We start from the raw sequence: 17,859 nt of genomic DNA, 5'->3' as shown, positions 1-17,859 counted from the left end.
CGCGTACTGCGTGAGTCGCTACTGCATGAAGCGTTACTGCTGGATGTGTGCGTTGCGCACGAGGTTCGCCACGAGTTCGGTCGTCGCCCGGGTGGCAGCCACCTTTTCGAGCTGCTGGCGCAGCGCTGCCTTCGTCTGCTCGAACGGCGGAATCTGGGTCGGGCGCTTCTGGTCGACGCGCAGAATCCAGAACGCGTCGTTGATCTGCACGGGCTGCGCAGATACCCCGCCCTGCGGCAGTTTCACGAGTGCTTCAGCCAGCGGCTGCGGCCAGTTCTGCGTGTGGCCCGGCTCGATCGGCGTCTTGAACGAGATCCAGCCGAGCTTGCCGCCCTGTGCGGCATCGGGTCCGGTGCTGTACTGCTTCGCGAGTGCGGCGAAGTCTCCGCCCTTCTTCAGCTGGTCGAGAATCTTTTGCGCCGTGTCCGCATCCTTGACCGCGATGACGCTGGGCTGGTATTCGTTCTCGCCGAGGGTCGCGATGACACGGTCGTACTCCGCCTTCACGTCCGCATCGGTTACAGGCGCGGGTTTGATCTGGTCACGCAGGTACGCCTGCACGATCACGTTGGTACGCCACTGATCGAGCGCAGCCACCACATCCGGATGGGACGCGTAGTGCCCCTGCTCGGCCGCCTGACGAAACAGCTCGCGCGCGATCAGCTCGTTCTTGAGCGTGGCGCGCAACGCGGGCGTGTCGGGCGCCTTCGTGGCCAGCACCACCTGATCCAGCTGCTCCTGGGTGATGGCTACGCCATTGACCCGCGCGATCGTGCCGGCAGGCAACGGTCCCGCATTGGCCTGTGTGCCAGACGCGGTACTGGCCACTGCAGCCTTGACCTGCTGGCTTTTCTTTTTCACAGCCGCGTCGGACGCGTGAGCAACGCCGAGCATCGAGCACAGTGCCACCAGCGCCACGGCAGCGCGCATTCTGACGCGAGCGGCCCTGCGACCGGCAGCGGATGGGTAAAGCCCGATATGTGCGGGTTTCGACTGCATCTTCATTGCACCTCCCTATTCAGACCAGTTAAGTGTTGCGAGCAGCACTGTGGCCTTCCTGCCCAGTGCCGCCGGTTGTACAAGCGCACGACCGAGCAGGACTTCGCTCGAGATGGTCTGCGTCCTGAATTTCCACGCGGCACGAACGCCTGCGCCCGTGCCGATGAGCGTGGGCCAGCCGGACTGGGCCACGAGATGCGCCTTGCCGCCGTCGAGAAACACGTAGGGCTCAAGCCGTGCGTCGTGCCAGACCGGCACGTTTGCCCAGACGGCCTCGTTGCGCAGGTACAGGCCGCTGTCGCCGCTCACCCCGCCTTCGGTGAAGCCGCGCACGGTGTCCATCCCGCCGAGGAAGATCTGGTCGTTGTTGAAGAGGGCGACCGGGCTGTACTGAGCACGCAGGGTCCCCTGATAGCGCCACGTGGTGGGGCCCAGCTGACCGATCTGGCACTGGAGCGTGCCGGTCGCATCGGCCATCGTGAACTGGCTGTGTGCCTCGGTGCTGTCGATGTCCGGTGCGTTGCGGCTTGCCGAAAGCCAAGGCACGCCCTCGGAGATGCCGACGTCCCAGGTCGCGGCAGCCGGCTGGCCGTCCGCCGTGAAGCGGCGCAGGCCGTTCACGCCTGCGCGCAGCACGGTCAGGTCCTCCGGCGACAGGAAGATGCCGTTGATGCTGCGCTCGGTGCGCATTTTTGTGAGCGTCACATCGACGCTCAGCCGTCCTGAAGCCGAGCGGGTCAGGACGCTGTTCCAGCCGAGGATCTGGCTGAAGGTGCGTCCGTCGAGCAGCGCGGTGTCGTCGATCGTCTGCTGGTACTCCGAGACCGACGTCGTGTAACTGAACGTCTGGTAACCGAACGGGACCGCCGCCGAAAACACGAGCGCATTGCTGTTCTGGCTGCCCACGTAGTTCAGTAGCAGCGACTCCTGCAGGCCGATCACGTTGTCCGCTTCCACCCCCGCGCGATAGCGCACCGTGCCCGTCTGCGGGCTGCCGTAGTTGTCGATGCCGAGGTTGTAGGAGAGCCGGTCGCCGTAGTGATTCGTGATGGCGACGATCGAATCTCCGGCCGCTTCGCCTGGCATGATCTGGATTTCGGCCTGATTGCGGCGTAGCCGGTTGATCTGGTCCACGCCCTGCTCGAGGTCCGGCAGGCGCAGCACGTCGCCCTGACGCTCGCCAAATGCCCACGCGGTGCCGGCATCCGTGAGCAGGCCGCCGCCGTGTGTCCCGAACGGTCCGGCCTTCGGGTCGCCCGGCCGCAGCGGCTTGCCATTGAGCGTGAACGCCGCGACGTGCCCGGCTACCACCCGGATCGTGAGCGTGCCTGAAGACAGGTTCTGGGCGCCGAGATAGGCGCGCGTCGTGATATAGCCGTGCGCGATGAATGCTTCAGTCACACGCCTGAGCAGCAGGTTGATACGGTTGCGGCCCAGTTCCCTGCCAAGGAACGGCTGGGCGAGCGCATCCAGCTGACGGCGGCTCAGTACCGTGTCGCCCGTAAACTCGATGCGCGTGATGCGGAACATCGGCGCCACGTCGGGAAGCGATTCGACGTCCGCCCCTTCAGGCAGGTTCGGCGCCACGGCAGACGGCGCACCGCCAATCTGCGCCGGCGCCTGCCCGATTTCGTTGCTGCGTTGCTGGTCGCGCTGGTTCTGCAGCAGGCGCTGGCCGGGGTCCTGCGTCGGCCGGGGAAGGTCGGGCACCGCCACGGGAAGTCCTGCCACAGACTGGGCGTATACGGGCAATACGGCAGCGCCCGCCATCAGTGCGGCCAGGCGTGTCACTTCCCGCATGAGCGTCACGGGCCGTCTCACAGACCCATCCATGAGATGAGCCCGATGCTGTTGTGGAAACCGCTGGTGACCCGTCCCAGGTTGGGCGAGCGGATGGTGACGATGCCGTTGGTCGCATGAACGCCACCGGGCGCGCTGAACGTGCCCCCGTCGATATCGCCCTCGCCTGCGATCTGGACTTCGCCGGACCCACCCTCGAATGCCCCGCCCATGTCCGCGGCGTAGATCGCCGCCCACGCGTTGCCGAACCACGCCTTGAAGTTGTGATCCTCATTCACCGCGCTGTAGCCGGGCACACCCTGCGCGAGCACCCTGGGCGCGCTCAGACTCAGGTTGCCCTCTGCGAGCACCATGCCACCGCGATTGGTGATCTGCGTACCTGCCGACAGCGCGATGTCGGTGCCGGCCTCAATCGCCCCGCCGTAGATCTGTACGTTGCTCGACGCACTGGCACGACAGAAGATAAAACACGACTCATGGAACTCGGCCTGGCCAGTGGGTACACCCTGCGTCAGGAGTGCGCCTCGCGCGGCAATATCGATCGCGCCGTCGTTGGAAAGGATCGAACCGCCCACGTTCGACACGTTGTTCGCGCTGATCGACACGTTGCCCGCCTCTGCGGTGATGTACGACAGCGCGGCCGGGTTGGTCAGTTCTCCATAGTTCACGGAGAACCCGCTCTCGCGCCGCGAGAACAGCAGCAGCGTGAGATGGCTGTCGGCGTAGCTCGACGCGATACCATTGTTGACCACGCCGGTCCGGTCGATGATGTTGTCGACGTCACCCGCAGCCGCGATGCTCACGTTGGTATTGGAGAGAATGCGCGCGTTCTCGTTGACCACATTGCCACCTGCGCCCAGCACGACGTCGTCGGCTACGCCGAAGAGCACCCCGAGTCCCGTGCCAGGCAGCGTCTGGTTCAGGATCGTGCCCGCGGCGTACAGCGTAACCGCCCCCAGGGAGGCTGGATCGCCGGCTGTTCGCGCCTGTCCCTGGATGAGGGACCCGATATTGGTGATACCGGCGCTACTCACAAGCACCACGCCAGCTGCCGACGATGCGATTGTCGATCCGGTTGCGTTGCTGTCGGGATTGAGCGTGATGCCCGCAGCGCTCAGGGTGACGCCCCCGTTCCCGATGATGCTGCTTCCGGTGAGGGTGATCGCATCCTGCACCTGGAAATTCACGCGGCCCGCAGCGCTCACGCTCGCATCGGAGAAGACGACACTGCCGTTCGACGCAAGCGTGAAGTCCCCGAGTGAAGCATTCATCGGCCCGGCGCTACGCACCCCGGGCCCCTTGTCGGTGACGATCAGCTCGACCCGGCCGCTGGTGATGCTGCCGGCCGCAGTGATGTCGAGCGCGAAGGACGTGGCCGTCGACGCCGGCTGCCCGGCCTGAACGGAGAGCCAGTCATTCGCATTGTCCGTGGGCGAGAGGCCCGTATTGAGCGTTACCGCGCTCGTGCCGGCAACGGCCCGCGTGATGGCCGTGGCGGACGTAAAGGTATTCTCGAGCGGCCCGTTGATCTGGATGTTTTTGGCGATGAGATCGAGGTCCACCAGCGCGCTCGATAACCCCTGCGGGCCGACGATGATCGTGCCGCCCGTCGTGTTGAGGTTGACGTTGCGCTGGACGTCGCCGGGCGCAATCTGCAGGTCGGTGAAACTCACTGTGCCGGTCGTCAGTGCAACCCGGCCGGTGTTGATGAATGAACCGCCGTTGACGGTGATGCCGTTCGGATTGGCCAGCACGACGTTGGCGCGTGGACCGCTGACCGACAGGGCCCCTTCGATGAGACTGGGGTTCGTGCTGGTGACCTGGTTGACGATCGTTCTTGCGTTGATGCCGTTGTTGTTCAGCGCGACGCCAGCCGCCCCGACGTTAAAGGAGCTGTAGGTGTTGTGTGATACGCCGCCGAACGCCGGTGCGATGTTGACGCTCTGCTGGCCGTTCGATGCGGTCGTGACCGTGGTCGCCGTGCCACCGTCCGGCACGACGCCTGCCGCCCGTACGCAGAGGGGTACCAGTGCAACGATGCAGACAAACAGAATCTCAACGCGCCGAGATCGCTCGCCGGCGCGGTACGGAAAAACGCGGGTTTTCATTTGTTGTTATGGATCGGCGATCCGGTCGCCGACCGTTCGCATTGCAGCTGTTCTTCTGCGGCGCGTTGATGTCCCCGCGCGCCGTTCACCAGAAGCATGTCGGCCCATCGGGAGAAATCTTTAGGTATTGGCCCCAGTTAATTTATCCCGCATAGCCGAAAACGTTTGCGCGCCAGTCAGTCCCGACTGGCGCGGCCAGTCACGGGCAATCACGTGGCAACGCACAGCGGGATAACGAAAGGATATCGAAAGAAAATGGCGTGCACAGATCGAAATTCCAGAGATAGCGATCGACGCATGCCACGTACTTCAAGTGGAAGGTGAAGTCTGGCCAGCATGAGTTTCGGACGCACAGCATCGGAAGGAGCTGGGGCACTTCAACGGTCGATTCTGCGACGAATGCTTGAACGAGCACTGATTCGTTTCTGTACACCATGCCAGGCGTTTGTTTGCCGAATCGCGTATCGAGTACAACACCGAGGAGCCCCACAGCTCGCCCGGCTAATTGGTGTCGGTGCAGTTCGTGCAGGCGCACGAAGCAAAGGAATTTTTGACCCCGTGCTCTAACTGCGATTCGCGCTAAAACCGGCGGAGAGTCAAAGCTCGACGTCCACGCCGAGACCATGCCTAGCTATTCGCTCAGTGATACTGAATATTAACGACCTCAAAGTCATCGTGACGAGCGGGCAAACACATCACCCCGTTGTCACCTATACCGGCAATCCCGGCGGCCAGGTAACCGGAATGGTGTTCGCGATCACGCCAAAAGAGTTTGAGCATGCGGACGATTGCAAAGTCGACGCATACCGGCGTGACAGCCTCGGGTTCGCTTCGGGTGTCTCGACATGGGTGTATGTGGACGTGGAATCGCCGCGCCAAGGCTGACAAGAGAACCGCAACTGGCCGCTCCCGGCTGGTCAACAGTCACTTGCAAACGAACAGTGAATGGCTTCATGACCGACTGCGGCCCGACGCGGCCGTCCGCAGCCACGCCGTCCCAACGACCTCATTAGAAGCCGTAAAGCATAACCTGTCGCAACGACTCAAAATCAAGCATAACCTGTCCGGAGAAGCAGCCTATTTAGCAGCAAGATTGAGGAAGTTAATTACACTGATTGGCCGAAAAGCCCGCCAAACGGGCAATCAACCATAAGATGGCGCATCGTGCAATCAAGCATAACCTGTCGTTTACGACACGTTATGCTTAACGGCACAACTTCAGAGGATTTCCTCGGACAGAATTCTGGTGGGCCCCCCGGGAGTCGAACCCGGCACCAACGGATTATGCGTACCAGCTATGGCTTTCGCCACCCCTTTCGGGTTTGTGGTCTGGACTGTCTCTTGTCTTTACGACCTGCCCGTACAGTCTCTACACGTTCTCTCAAAGAGAGCTTCGCTCGGGATTGCCACGCTACCGAGGCAGCAGAGGTTTCCCCGAATTTGAGCAGTTCTACCAGGGGGCAGAGCGAACTTACCCCAAGGCAACCCAATCAGTGCCGTCCATCCTCTTGCGAGTTGCAGGATGACACTTGCCAAGTCCGCTGCTCTAACCAAGCATGAGCTAGAGGCCCAAAACCTGCGATTTTACTGCATTTGGCCATATGCGACCAAGGCTAGCTTGTAGCCGACTTGCAGCCAGCTTGCTACCTGTGCATCGTCCTGGCCGCCCTGATCGACAAAAAAGCCCGGTCTATCAAAAGGCCGGGCCTTATTCGACTGACGACTGCGACGACCGGCCGACATCATATACGAAACAGCGCGAAACAACGCCGGCCCGGTCACGGCACACGCTTAGAGTGCGTGCACCGGATGCACATCAATTGCCTTCGAGGAACGACTTCAGCTTGTCCGAGCGGCTCGGGTGGCGCAGCTTGCGCAGCGCCTTCGCCTCGATCTGGCGAATCCGTTCACGCGTGACGTCGAACTGCTTGCCCACTTCCTCAAGCGTGTGATCGGTGCTCATCTCGATGCCGAAGCGCATGCGCAATACCTTCGCCTCGCGCGGCGTGAGCGAATCGAGCACGTCCTTCACGACGTCGCGCATCGACGCATGCAGCGCGGCGTCCGCGGGCGCAACCGTGTTCGTATCCTCGATGAAGTCGCCCAGATGCGAATCGTCGTCGTCGCCGATCGGCGTTTCCATGGAGATCGGTTCCTTTGCGATCTTCATGATCTTGCGGATCTTGTCCTCGGGCATTTCCATCTTCTCGGCCAGCGTCGCCGGATCCGGCTCGAGGCCGGTTTCCTGCAGAATCTGCCGCGAAATGCGGTTCATCTTGTTGATCGTCTCGATCATGTGAACCGGAATGCGGATCGTGCGCGCCTGGTCCGCGATCGAGCGCGTGATGGCCTGGCGGATCCACCATGTCGCGTACGTCGAGAACTTGTAGCCGCGACGATATTCGAACTTGTCCACCGCCTTCATCAGGCCAATGTTGCCTTCCTGGATCAGGTCGAGGAACTGCAGGCCGCGATTCGTGTACTTCTTCGCAATCGAGATCACGAGACGCAGGTTGGCCTCGGTCATCTCGCGCTTCGCCTGGCGCGCCTTCAGTTCGCCGGCCGCCATCTGGCGGTTGGTTTCCTTCAGATCCTTCAGCGGCAGCACCACGCGCGCCTGCAGGTCGAGCAGACGTTGCTGCTGCTCGCGAATCGCCGGGATATTGCGCGAAAGAATTCCGCTATACGCGTGGCTCTCGGAGACGATCTTGTCGCTCCAGTCGAGGTCCGTCTCGTTGCCCGGGAAGCGCGCGATAAACTCCGAACGCGGCATGCCGCACTTGTCCACGACGGTGTGCAGGATCTGGCGCTCGACCTGGCGCACTTCATCTACTTGCGCACGCAACGTGTCGCACAGACGTTCGACGGTGCGCGCCGTGAAGCGAATCGACATCAGTTCGTTCTGGATCGTTTCCTGCGCCTTGAGGTAGGACTTCGACTTGTAGCCTTCCTTCTCGAACGCACGGCGCATCTTGTCGAACCATTCGCTGATGAGCGCGAATTTTTCGAGCGACGCACGCTTGAGCGCTTCGAGCTGGGCTGCGTTGGCCGTCGCCTGCGCCGTGCCCTCGTCTTCTTCCTCTTCCTCTTCCTCTTCTTCTTCCTCTTCGGCTTCTTCGGCCTCGTTCTCGATTTCTTCCGCTTCCTGCGCGGAGAAGCCGTCGGTGTCTTCGGCGTTCGGATCGATCAGACCGTCGACGAGTTCGTCGACGCGAATCTCGTCGTTCGCCACGCGCTCGGCCATCGCGAGGATGTCGGCGATCGTGGTCGGGCACGCGGAGATCGCCATGACCATGTGCTTGAGGCCGTCCTCGATGCGCTTGGCGATTTCGATTTCGCCTTCGCGCGTGAGCAGTTCGACCGTGCCCATTTCGCGCATATACATGCGCACCGGATCGGTCGTGCGGCCAAATTCGGAATCGACAGTTGAAAGCGCGACTTCGGCTTCTTCTTCTACTTCGTCATCCGAAGAAGCGTTCGGCGCGTTGTCGTTGAGCAGCAGCGTTTCGGCATCGGGCGCCTGCTCGTACACGGCCACGCCCATGTCGTTGAAGGTGCTGATGATGCCTTCGATCGCCTCGGTTTCGGTGAAGTTGTCCGGCAGGTGATCGTTGATTTCGGCATACGTGAGGAAGCCGCGCTCCTTGCCCAGCTTGATGAGCGCGCGCAGCTTCGAGCGGCGCTCCTCGAGTTCTTCGACGGTGCCGGGCTGCGACGACGCGAACGCGTCTTTCAGCAGCGCCTTTTCCTTCGCTCGCCGGTCGCGCGCGCGGGCCTTTTCGACCTTGCCCGTGACGGGCGCGCTTTCTTCGCTCTGGCTCGCGTCGTCATCGACGGATACTTCGTTCAGCTTTTTCGTCATGGAGGTGGCCGTACCGGCTTTAGTCTCGACTCGCGGCTGTGGGACAACAGCCTCTTGAACCGTGGATACTGGAGCCTCGCGCTCGACCGAATCGTCCGCGTCGGCGGGCGCTTGCGCTGCACTACTCGAACCGGATCGCTTCGTGGCCGGCGTTGCAGCTTTCGCCGCGCGTGTCGGCGCCGCTCGCCCGGCCGAAGCAGACCTGGTTTTCTTTGGGGCAGCAGGGTCGGTGCTGGTAGCGGACGTCGTTCTGGCGGAACGGGCGGCACTGGTCTCTGTGACCTTCGTGGACGGCTCCGTCGAGCCCGTGACCGTCGCCTTCTTTTCGCCTGTAGTCTTTGCCATTGCCATTCCGTCCTTGCAGGAAGCTGGGTAACCGCCCGGAAAAAAACAAAAACAAACCGCTGAGAACCTTTTATTATAGCACGTGGGGCACCAGCCCTTCCGCGCGGTCCTCCTTACAAACCGAGCTGACGTTTCATGTCAGCCCGTGTCTGATTCAGTCTCATCAGTTCCGCCAGTTCTTCAGGCGTATGCCGCGATTGACGCGACAGCACATCGAGCCGGTCGCAGCACGCGTCGTAACGCATCTTGAGGATCGCCGCCATCAGCTCCTCGCCAACCAGCCGCTCCTGCTCGCGCCGCTCCTCCACCACCGCGCCATCTTCTGGATTTTTCATCAGTAAATCCCGGACGTTTTCATCATAGTCCAGAATTTCACGAAAAATCTCTTCAAAGGTCGGGGCATTGACCCCGTTTCGCAAGAGGTCTGAAAGCAGTTGAAATTCCGCCGCATCGCCCAGCGCGCGGGCATGCGTCGTGACTTCCTCGAACAGTTCGCCGTGCCGGGTGAGCGCGATCAGCGCCTGTTCGGCCTCCTCGCCGAGCTGCACCACGATCCGCGGGTGCATCACGAGGTTGCGCAGCGCCTTGCGCTCGATCCCGGTCACGAGATGCCGGTCCTTGCGGGCGGGCGCCCCACGCACCGCCCGGGCGATCCGCGCGTCGACCTCGCACAGCGCCGCCACTTCCTCGAACGGCACGTCGAGCCGGTCCGCGAACATATGCATGATCTGCGCACGCAACGCGTTCGCCGGCAGCGCCTGCATGAGCGGCTTGGCATCGAAGAGCGCGCGGGCGCGCCCCTCCGGCTGATCCAGCTCCTTGCCCGTCAGCACTTCATTCAGCATGAATTGCGACAGCGGCATCGCCCGGTCGACCTGCTCCTTGAATGCCTCGGCGCCGAACTCGCGGACGTAGCTGTCCGGGTCGTGCTCCGTGGGCAGGAACAGGAACCGGATGGTGCGGTTGTCGGCGGCATGGGGCAGGCACGCGTCGAGCGCCCGGCGCGCCGCACGGCGGCCCGCCGCATCGCCGTCGAAGCTGAAGATCACCGTATCGGTCTGACGAAGGAGCTTCTGCACGTGGATCGGCGTGCACGCGGTGCCGAGCGTCGCCACGGCGTTCTGGAACCCGAGTTGCGCGAGCGCCACCACGTCCATATACCCTTCGACCACCAGCACATATTGCTGCTCGCGGATCGCAAGACGCGCCTCGAACAGCCCATACAATTCGCTGCCCTTGTTAAATAGTGGCGTTTCCGGCGAATTCAAATACTTGGGTTCGCCGCCGTCCAGCACCCGCCCGCCGAAGCCGATCACCTGGCCCTTGACATTACGGATCGGAAACATGACCCGGTCGCGGAAGCGGTCGTAGCGGCGCGCCTGTCCCTGGGCGTCCTGCTTTTCGCTGACGATCACGAGCCCCGCTTCAACAAGCGACTCGTCGCGATAGTCGGAAAATGCGGATTCGAGGTTCTGCCAACCATCGGGTGCGTAACCCAGGCCGAAGCGCGCCGCGATCTCACCGGTGAGACCGCGTTTTTTCAGGTACTGGATCGCATTCGGGGCGCCGCGCAACTGCTTGCGGTAGTAATCGCACGCCGTCTGCATGACGTCGGACAAAGCGGTCGCCACGGCCTTCGACGGACCCGGCGCGTAGCCGCCCGCTGCGCCTGCGCCGCCGCCACGGATCGGCGACGGCTCCTGCGGCACCGTGAGTCCAACCGATTGCGCGAGTTCGTTGACGGCCTCGGGGAACGTGAAACCGGCATGCTCCATCAGGAAGCCGATGGCGGTACCGTGCGCGCCGCAGCCGAAGCAGTGATAGAACTGCTTCGTTGGACTAACGGTAAATGAAGGGCTCTTTTCGTTGTGGAACGGGCACAGGCCCATGAAGTTCGCGCCGCCCTTCTTGAGCTGCACGTAACGTCCCACCACGTCGACGATATCGACGCGGTTCAGCAGATCCTGCAAAAACGAATGCGGAATCATCGGGACAGAGGCACTCCGGCTGCGCGAGGGGCACGATGGGCGTTGCCCGTTGCCGGGCCGCGCCCCGTTACTTCGCGAGCGCTGCCTTGACCAGCGCGGACACGGCCGTCATATCGGCGCGGCCGGCGAGCTTCGGCTTGAGTACGCCCATCACCTTGCCCATGTCCTGTGGGCCGGCGGCGCCGGACTGGGCCACGGCGGCCTGCACCTCGGCGGCGATCTCGGCCTCCGAGAGCTGCTCGGGCATGTAGCCGGCGAGCACCTTCAGCTCAGCCGTTTCGTTATCGACGAGGTCCGTGCGGCCGGCCGCCTCGAACTGGCTGATCGAATCCTTGCGTTGCTTGATCATCTTGTCGATGACCGCCGTGATGGCGGCGTCGTCGAGCGTCACGCGCTCGTCGACTTCACGTTGCTTGATCGCGGCGAGCAGCAGACGAATCGTGGCGAGGCGCCCGGTTTCGCGCGCGCGCATCGCGGCTTTCATGTCGTCGTTGATTCGGTCCTTGAGGCTCATTACTCACCTGAAATACGTTGAGGGTTTCGAATACCTGGGCAAACCCAGACGCTGGGGCTGCATGCCTCGCTCAGCGTGCGCGAGCAAACATCATATCAAATGCAAAAACCCGCCTGGAAACGCTTCCAGGCGGGTCGGCGCAAATGCTTGACGGTGGCGACCACACCAGAGAGGCAGCAACAGCCGCTTTACCCGGCGCCTTACCCAGCGCTTTTTTCAGCGCTTTTTTCAGCGCTTTTACCCAGCTTAACTAGCCGCGGCGGCGCTGCCGACTGGTGGACAGGCCTGGCCGCCGTGGCGCCCGGGGGCGCGAGCCGCGGCGCCGCCAGAATCAGTACAGCTTCTTCGGCAGCATCTGGCTGCGCAGGCGCTTGAAGTGGCGCTTGACCGCTGCCGCCTTCTTCCGCTTGCGTTCAGCCGTCGGTTTCTCGTAAAACTCACGCGCGCGAAGCTCGGTCAGAAGACCATTCTTTTCGATCGTGCGCTTGAAGCGGCGCATGGCCACTTCAAAGGGTTCATTTTCTTTTAAGCGGATGGTCGTCATTTTCCAATAACGGATCTGGGCTAAAGAAAACTGAGTATAGCAGAGCTAATTCACAAATAAAGGAACCGGTCAAGCCCGGCCGAAGCCCGCCAGAGCGAACGCCGAAGCGGCCTCGCCCGCCGCCACGCCGGAGGCCCAGGCCCACTGAAAATTGTAGCCGCCGAGCCAGCCCGTCACGTCCACGGCCTCGCCGATGAAATACAGCCCCGGCACGCGCTGGCTCATCATCGTGGACGACGAAAGCTCGCGGGTATCGACGCCGCCGCGCGTCACCTCGGCCTTCTTGTAGCCTTCGGTGCCGGTGGGCGTGAGCGTCCATTGCGAGAGACCTTCGCCCACGCGGCGCAAGGTCTTGTCCGGCAGATCCGCGAGGCGTGTGTCGATCGGCACCTGGTGGGCCTCCAGCCAGGCGTGTGCAAGCCGCGCGGGCACCCAATCGGCGAGCAGATTGCCGATCTGGCGTTTCGTCGTGCTCTTGGCTTCGACCAGCGCAGCCGCGGCATCGTGCTCCGGCAGCAGGTTCACGCGGATCGGCTGCCCCGGCTGCCAGTAGCTCGAAATCTGCAGTACGCCCGGGCCGGACAGCCCGCGATGGGTGAACAGAAGGTCTTCGTCGAATGCGCCGCCCGTCTTGCGCTCGCCGGTCGCCACGTTGACCCCGAGCGACACGCCGGAGAGCGGCACATAGGGCGCCCAGTCCTGCTGCGCGAAGGTGAGCGGCACGAGAGCCGGACGCGTGTCGACGAGCTTGTGGCCGAACTGCTTCGCGACGCGGTACGCAAAATCGGTCGCGCCGATCGCCGGAATCGACAGTCCGCCGGTCGCGATCACGAGCGCGCGTGCGCCAATCGTCCCGTGCGGCGTGCCAAGGGTGAAGCCGGCGCCGTCCGCATGGCTCACCGTTTCGACCGGCAGCGGCCTGCGCCATGCGACGCGCCCGGCGTCGCACTCGGCGCGCAAGACGTCGATGATCGCGTCGCTCGACTGGTCGCAGAACAGCTGGCCCTTGTGCTTTTCGTGCCAGGTCACGCGATGCTGACGCAGCAGCGCGAGAAAATCGCGCGGCGTGTAGCGCGCGAGCGCCGAGCGGCAAAAGTGCGGATTGTTCGAGAGATAGTTGGCCGGGCTCGCGTGCAGATTCGTGAAGTTGCAGCGCCCACCGCCCGAAATGCGGATCTTTTCCGCGAGCCGCGGCGCATGATCGATCAGCGCCACGCGGCGTCCCTGCTGCCCAGCGACCGCCGCGCACATCATGCCGGCCGCGCCTGCGCCGATCACGGCGATGTCGAATGATTCCATGGCGCGCATTCTACCTGCGCGCGGCGGCACGCCGCTGCGCTTGACTCCAGCCCCTGGGCCCGTCAGCCGCCCATCGCCCGCACTGCTATACTCCCAAGCTACTTTTACATTTCGAATTTACAACGGTTTTCGGTGGTGGTTTCGTACCCAACCGGCACCGTTGCACGCCCCACCATGCTCGTTCTTGGCATCGAAAGCTCCTGCGACGAAACCGGCCTCGCGCTCTACGACACCGAGCGCGGCCTGCTCGCCCACGCACTGCATTCCCAGATCGCCATGCACCGCGAGTACGGCGGCGTCGTGCCCGAACTCGCGTCGCGCGACCATATCCGCCGCGCGCTGCCGCTGCTCGAAGAGGTGCTCGACAAGAGCGGCGCCGCGCGCAGCGACATCGACGCCATCGCCTACACGCAGGGCCCGGGTCTCGCGGGCGCGCTGCTGGTCGGTGCGAGCATCGCCAATGCGCTCGCGATGGCATGGGATCTGCCGACCATCGGCATCCATCACCTCGAAGGGCATCTGCTCTCGCCGCTGCTCGTCGATGCGCCGCCGCCGTTTCCGTTCGTCGCGCTGCTCGTTTCGGGCGGCCACACGCAACTGATGCGCGTGACCGACGTCGGCGTCTACGAAACACTCGGCGAAACGCTCGACGACGCCGCCGGCGAAGCCTTCGACAAAACCGCCAAGCTGCTCGGACTCGGCTATCCTGGCGGGCCGGAAGTATCGCGGCTCGCCGAATTCGGCGTGCCCGGCGCCATCGAATTGCCACGGCCGATGCTGCACTCGGGCGACCTCGACTTCAGCTTCAGCGGACTCAAGACCGCCGTGCTCACGCACGTGAAGCGGATCGGCACGAACATCTGCGAACAGGGCAAGGCCGACATCGCGCTCGGGTTTGTCGATGCGGCCGTCGAGGTGCTGGCTGCGAAGTCCATCACCGCGCTCAAGCGAACGAAACTCAATCGGCTCGTGGTGGCGGGCGGCGTAGGCGCGAACCGGCAGTTGCGCGAGACGCTGTCGGCAGCGGCGCAAAAGCGCGGCTTCGAAGTGCATTACCCGGACCTGCAGTTGTGCACCGACAACGGCGCGATGATCGCGCTCGCGGGCGCGATGCGGCTCCAACGCTGGCCCGAGCAGGCTACGCGCGATTACGCCTTCACGGTCAAGCCTCGCTGGGACTTATCGTCGCTCGCGCGCTGACGGTCGCTGCCGCTGTAGTTTCCGTTGCCGCATCGGCGGTTTGACGACGTAAAAAAGCCGCCCCTCCGGGCGGCTTTTCATTGCGCCGATTCCAGCAGCAATCAGCCCTGCATGCGCTTGTCGTGCTCGATGACGGCATACGCGCTGTGATTGTGGATCGACTCGAAGTTCTCGGCTTCGAGCACATACGCGACGATGCGGCGATCGTTGTTCAGGCGAACGGCCACGTCGCGTACGAGATCCTCGACGAACTTCGGATTTTCATACGCACGCTCGGTCACGAACTTCTCGTCCGGACGCTTGAGCAGTCCCCACAGCTCGCACGAAGCCTCTTCCTCGGCGATCCGGATCAGGTCTTCCACCGGCAGATCGTCCGCGAGTTCGGCATCGATCGTCACATGCGAGCGCTGGTTGTGCGCACCGTACTGCGAGATTTTCTTCGAGCACGGGCACAGGCTCGTCACCGGCACGACCACCTTCAGGAACAGGCGCGCCGCGCCCTCGCGCATGTCGCCCACGAGCGTCACTTCGTAGTCCATCAGACTTTCGACACCCGATACCGGCGCAACCTTCTTCACGAAGTACGGGAACGACACCTCGATACGGCCTGCCTGCGATTCGAGCTTGTCGAGCATCGCGGCCAGCATCGTGCGGAACGTCGCGGGCTCGAGCGGCGCCTTGTTGCCTTCGAGCAGCGCAACGAAGCGCGACATGTGCGTGCCCTTCTGGTTGGCGGGCAGATGAACGTCGAGGTTCCACGTGCCGACCGTCGGCTGCACGTCGCCGCTGCCGGTCTTCACGAGCAGCGGATGACGAACGGACTTCACGCCCACGCGCTGGATCGGGATCTGGCGGAGATCGACGGAGCTTTGCACGTCCGGCATCAGGAAATCCGTGCTCATCTGGTTCATGTTCTTATCCTTTGGGCTGCACACAACGTAGCGCGCAATGACAAGCGCCGGCAAAAGCCGGCGCAGGCTGGCGGTTCCAGGTCCGAAAACCCGGCCGCCGGTTCATACGGAAAGTGGGCAATCGTGGCAGCCGGTGCCGCCAACGACACCGGGCCGTGCGCCGCGAGGCGCTTACGCGACGCGCATCACCGACTTGCCGGACGCGTTCGTCACGTGATCGAGGAAGCGCTCGCGAATCGACTTCGCAATCCCTGCCGCGTCGAGCCCGGCAAGCGCCAGCAATTTTGCCGGGTCGCCGTGGTCGATGAAGCGGTCGGGGAGGCCCAATTGTAGTACGGGCTTGATAACCCCGCTGGCAAGCAGGGCTTCCACGCAGGCCGAGCCCGCGCCGCCCATGATGCAGCCTTCCTCGACGGTCACGAGGTAGTCGTGGGTTGCCGCCAGCTCGCGTACGAGTTCGGCGTCGAGCGGCTTCACAAAGCGCATGTTCGCGACCGTGGCGTCGAGCTCCTCGGCGGCGGCGAGCGACGGCGGCACCATCGTGCCGAACGCGAGGATCGCAATGCGCTTGCCTGCTGCTGCGTTGCTCTCGCGGCGGATTTCGCCCTTGCCGACCGGCAGCGCGGCCATCTGCTTGACGGTTGCGACGCCCGTGCCTGCGCCGCGCGGATAACGCACGGCCGTGGGGCAATCCTGCTGCAGCCCCGTGTAGAGCATCTGGCGGCACTCGTTTTCATCCGACGCGCACATGATCATCATGTTCGGGATGCAGCGCATGAACGCGAGATCGTAGGCGCCCGCATGCGTCGCGCCGTCCGCGCCGACGAGGCCCGCGCGGTCGATCGCGAACACGACCGGCAGGTTCTGCAGCGCCACATCGTGGATCAGCTGGTCGTAGGCGCGCTGCAGGAAGGTCGAGTAGATCGCGACGACGGGCTTGAGGCCTTCAGCCGCGAGACCGCCCGCGAACGTCACCGCATGCTGCTCGGCGATGCCGACGTCGTAGTAGCGATCCGGGAAGCGCTTTTCGAACTCGACGAGACCCGAGCCTTCGCGCATCGCCGGCGTGATGCCGACCACGCGCGCATCCAGCTCGGCCGCATCGCACAGCCATTCGCCGAAGACCTGCGTATAGGTCTTCTTGGAAGGCGTCGTCGACGGCTTGATGCCCTCGGCCGGGTTGAACTTGCCGGGGCCGTGGTAGAGAACCGGGTCGGCTTCGGCGAGCTTGTAGCCCTGGCCTTTCTTCGTCACGACGTGCAGGAACTGCGGGCCGCGCAGTTCCTTGATGTTTTGCAGCGTCGGGATCAGCGAATCGAGATCGTGACCGTCGATCGGCCCGATGTAGTTGAAGCCGAACTCCTCGAACAGCGTGGCCGGCACGATCATGCCCTTCGCGTGCTCTTCGAGCCTGCGCGCGAGGTCGAGCACCGGCGGCGCATGGCGCAGCACGCGCTCCACGCCCGCGCGCGCGGCGGCGTAGAAGCGGCCCGACATCAGTCGCGCGAGGTGACGGTTCAGCGCGCCGACCGGCGGCGAGATCGACATGTCGTTGTCGTTGAGAATAACGAGCAGCGGCACATCGTCTTCGACGCCCGCGTTGTTCAGCGCCTCGAAGGCCATGCCGGCCGTCATCGCGCCGTCGCCGATCACGGCGATGCCCAGGTGGTTCTCGCCCTTGAGCTTGCTCGCGATGGCCATGCCGAGCGCCGCCGAAATCGACGTGCTCGAGTGCGCGGTGCCGAACGTGTCGTATTCCGACTCGTCGCGACGCGGGAAACCCGAGATGCCGCCGAACTGACGCAGCGAGTGCATCTGGTCGCGGCGGCCGGTCAGGATCTTGTGCGGGTAGGTCTGATGACCGACGTCCCAGACGATGCGATCGCGCGGCGTGTCGAACACGTAGTGCAGCGCGATCGTCAGTTCGACCGTACCGAGGTTGGACGACAGGTGGCCGCCCGTTTGCGAGACGCTCTCGAGAACGAAGGCACGCAGTTCGTCGGCAAGCGGTTGCAACTGGCGGCGATCAAGGCGGCGCAAATCCGCCGGGTCGTCAATGGTTTTCAGCAAGTCGTACATCGTCGTTCCATTGTAGGAAAACTGGCGCTCCCGCACTTTTTCTGCGCATTACTTCCGTTTCATGCGCGTGGGCGGGTTGCGCGGTCAGCTCACCCGGTTCACCACCAGGTCAGCGAGTTCGGCGAGGCGCTGAGCGCGCGCGCCAAACGGTTCGAGCGCCGCGTGCGCGTCTGCGCGCAACTGCTGCGCGAGCGCTCGCGAGGCATCAAG

The 17,859-nt window shown here is 63.6% G+C and carries 12 protein-coding genes and 1 pseudogene; 2 read left to right on the top strand and 11 right to left on the bottom strand.

What is annotated here, in order from left to right:
- Positions 1–33: 33 nt before the first annotated feature.
- The 3 genes from Q0L30_RS03615 to Q0L30_RS03605 all read right to left on the bottom strand — a co-directional run bounded on the left by Q0L30_RS03615 (position 34) and on the right by Q0L30_RS03605 (position 4,907).
- Complete coding sequence (locus Q0L30_RS03615; RefSeq protein ID WP_296651286.1) at positions 34–930, bottom strand: peptidyl-prolyl cis-trans isomerase; 897 nt, start codon at positions 928–930, stop codon at positions 34–36.
- Between the two features lie 84 nt (positions 931–1,014).
- Positions 1,015–2,799, bottom strand: coding sequence for a ShlB/FhaC/HecB family hemolysin secretion/activation protein (locus tag Q0L30_RS03610; protein WP_296651619.1), 1,785 nt, complete (start codon positions 2,797–2,799; stop codon positions 1,015–1,017).
- Positions 2,800–2,816: 17 nt separating this feature from the next.
- A complete protein-coding gene (locus tag Q0L30_RS03605) occupies positions 2,817–4,907 on the bottom strand; it encodes a filamentous hemagglutinin N-terminal domain-containing protein (protein ID WP_296651282.1) in 2,091 nt (696 codons plus the stop codon).
- Between the two features lie 642 nt (positions 4,908–5,549).
- Between Q0L30_RS03605 and Q0L30_RS03600 the strand changes: the two genes are divergently transcribed.
- Positions 5,550–5,792, top strand: coding sequence for a gamma-glutamylcyclotransferase (locus tag Q0L30_RS03600; protein ID WP_296651278.1), 243 nt, complete (start codon positions 5,550–5,552; stop codon positions 5,790–5,792).
- Between the two features lie 931 nt (positions 5,793–6,723).
- Here the strand turns inward: Q0L30_RS03600 and rpoD are convergent.
- The 5 genes from rpoD to Q0L30_RS03575 form a co-directional block, all read right to left on the bottom strand.
- Positions 6,724–9,114, bottom strand: coding sequence for an RNA polymerase sigma factor RpoD (gene rpoD / locus Q0L30_RS03595; protein ID WP_296651275.1), 2,391 nt, complete (start codon positions 9,112–9,114; stop codon positions 6,724–6,726).
- 113 nt (positions 9,115–9,227) lie between these two features.
- Positions 9,228–11,102 carry a DNA primase gene (gene dnaG / locus Q0L30_RS03590; RefSeq protein WP_296651273.1) on the bottom strand — a complete coding sequence of 625 codons (1,875 nt, stop codon included), beginning with the start codon at positions 11,100–11,102 and terminating at the stop codon, positions 9,228–9,230.
- Between the two features lie 67 nt (positions 11,103–11,169).
- Positions 11,170–11,616 carry a GatB/YqeY domain-containing protein gene (locus Q0L30_RS03585; protein ID WP_296651270.1) on the bottom strand — a complete coding sequence of 149 codons (447 nt, stop codon included), beginning with the start codon at positions 11,614–11,616 and terminating at the stop codon, positions 11,170–11,172.
- A 331-nt stretch (positions 11,617–11,947) separates the two neighbouring features.
- Positions 11,948–12,160, bottom strand: a complete 213-nt coding sequence (rpsU, locus tag Q0L30_RS03580; protein WP_296651267.1) for a 30S ribosomal protein S21 — start codon at positions 12,158–12,160, stop codon at positions 11,948–11,950.
- A gap of 69 nt (positions 12,161–12,229) precedes the next feature.
- Positions 12,230–13,459: an NAD(P)/FAD-dependent oxidoreductase gene (locus tag Q0L30_RS03575; RefSeq protein ID WP_296651264.1), complete on the bottom strand. Its 1,230-nt coding sequence runs from the start codon at positions 13,457–13,459 to the stop codon at positions 12,230–12,232.
- Between the two features lie 174 nt (positions 13,460–13,633).
- On the opposite strand from Q0L30_RS03575, the gene tsaD reads away from it, so the two are divergent.
- Positions 13,634–14,659, top strand: coding sequence for a tRNA (adenosine(37)-N6)-threonylcarbamoyltransferase complex transferase subunit TsaD (tsaD, locus tag Q0L30_RS03570; RefSeq protein ID WP_296651262.1), 1,026 nt, complete (start codon positions 13,634–13,636; stop codon positions 14,657–14,659).
- A 101-nt stretch (positions 14,660–14,760) separates the two neighbouring features.
- On the opposite strand, the gene folE2 is transcribed toward tsaD, so the two are convergent.
- From folE2 to Q0L30_RS03555, 3 genes and pseudogenes are all read right to left on the bottom strand, one after another.
- Positions 14,761–15,570 (bottom strand): GTP cyclohydrolase FolE2, encoded by an 810-nt coding sequence (folE2, locus tag Q0L30_RS03565; protein ID WP_296651259.1) that lies wholly within the window; start codon positions 15,568–15,570, stop codon positions 14,761–14,763.
- Positions 15,571–15,741: 171 nt separating this feature from the next.
- Positions 15,742–17,649 (bottom strand): 1-deoxy-D-xylulose-5-phosphate synthase, encoded by a 1,908-nt coding sequence (gene dxs / locus Q0L30_RS03560; protein WP_296651256.1) that lies wholly within the window; start codon positions 17,647–17,649, stop codon positions 15,742–15,744.
- Positions 17,650–17,733: 84 nt separating this feature from the next.
- Positions 17,734–17,859, bottom strand: a pseudogene (locus Q0L30_RS03555) (geranyl transferase); the annotation flags it as partial.

This window comes from Paraburkholderia sp. (genome assembly GCF_024281035.1).
Lineage (GTDB): Bacteria > Pseudomonadota > Gammaproteobacteria > Burkholderiales > Burkholderiaceae > Paraburkholderia.
The sequence above is the reverse complement of the archived record's forward strand: the minus strand, read 5'-3'. Positions and strand labels throughout refer to the sequence as shown.

Bases quoted from the DNA above. Each gene is read 5' to 3' on its own strand.
- Q0L30_RS03615 (WP_296651286.1), bottom strand. From the start codon at position 930: ATGCGCGCTGCCGTGGCGCTGGTGGCACTGTGCTCGATGCTCGGCGTT.
- Q0L30_RS03610 (WP_296651619.1), bottom strand. From the start codon at position 2,799: ATGCGGGAAGTGACACGCCTGGCCGCACTGATGGCGGGCGCTGCCGTA.
- Q0L30_RS03605 (WP_296651282.1), bottom strand. From the start codon at position 4,907: ATGAAAACCCGCGTTTTTCCGTACCGCGCCGGCGAGCGATCTCGGCGC.
- rpoD (WP_296651275.1), bottom strand. From the start codon at position 9,114: ATGGCAAAGACTACAGGCGAAAAGAAGGCGACGGTCACGGGCTCGACG.
- dnaG (WP_296651273.1), bottom strand. From the start codon at position 11,102: ATGATTCCGCATTCGTTTTTGCAGGATCTGCTGAACCGCGTCGATATC.
- Q0L30_RS03585 (WP_296651270.1), bottom strand. From the start codon at position 11,616: ATGAGCCTCAAGGACCGAATCAACGACGACATGAAAGCCGCGATGCGC.
- rpsU (WP_296651267.1), bottom strand. From the start codon at position 12,160: ATGACGACCATCCGCTTAAAAGAAAATGAACCCTTTGAAGTGGCCATG.
- Q0L30_RS03575 (WP_296651264.1), bottom strand. From the start codon at position 13,459: ATGGAATCATTCGACATCGCCGTGATCGGCGCAGGCGCGGCCGGCATG.
- tsaD (WP_296651262.1), top strand. From the start codon at position 13,634: ATGCTCGTTCTTGGCATCGAAAGCTCCTGCGACGAAACCGGCCTCGCG.
- folE2 (WP_296651259.1), bottom strand. From the start codon at position 15,570: ATGAACCAGATGAGCACGGATTTCCTGATGCCGGACGTGCAAAGCTCC.
- dxs (WP_296651256.1), bottom strand. From the start codon at position 17,649: ATGTACGACTTGCTGAAAACCATTGACGACCCGGCGGATTTGCGCCGC.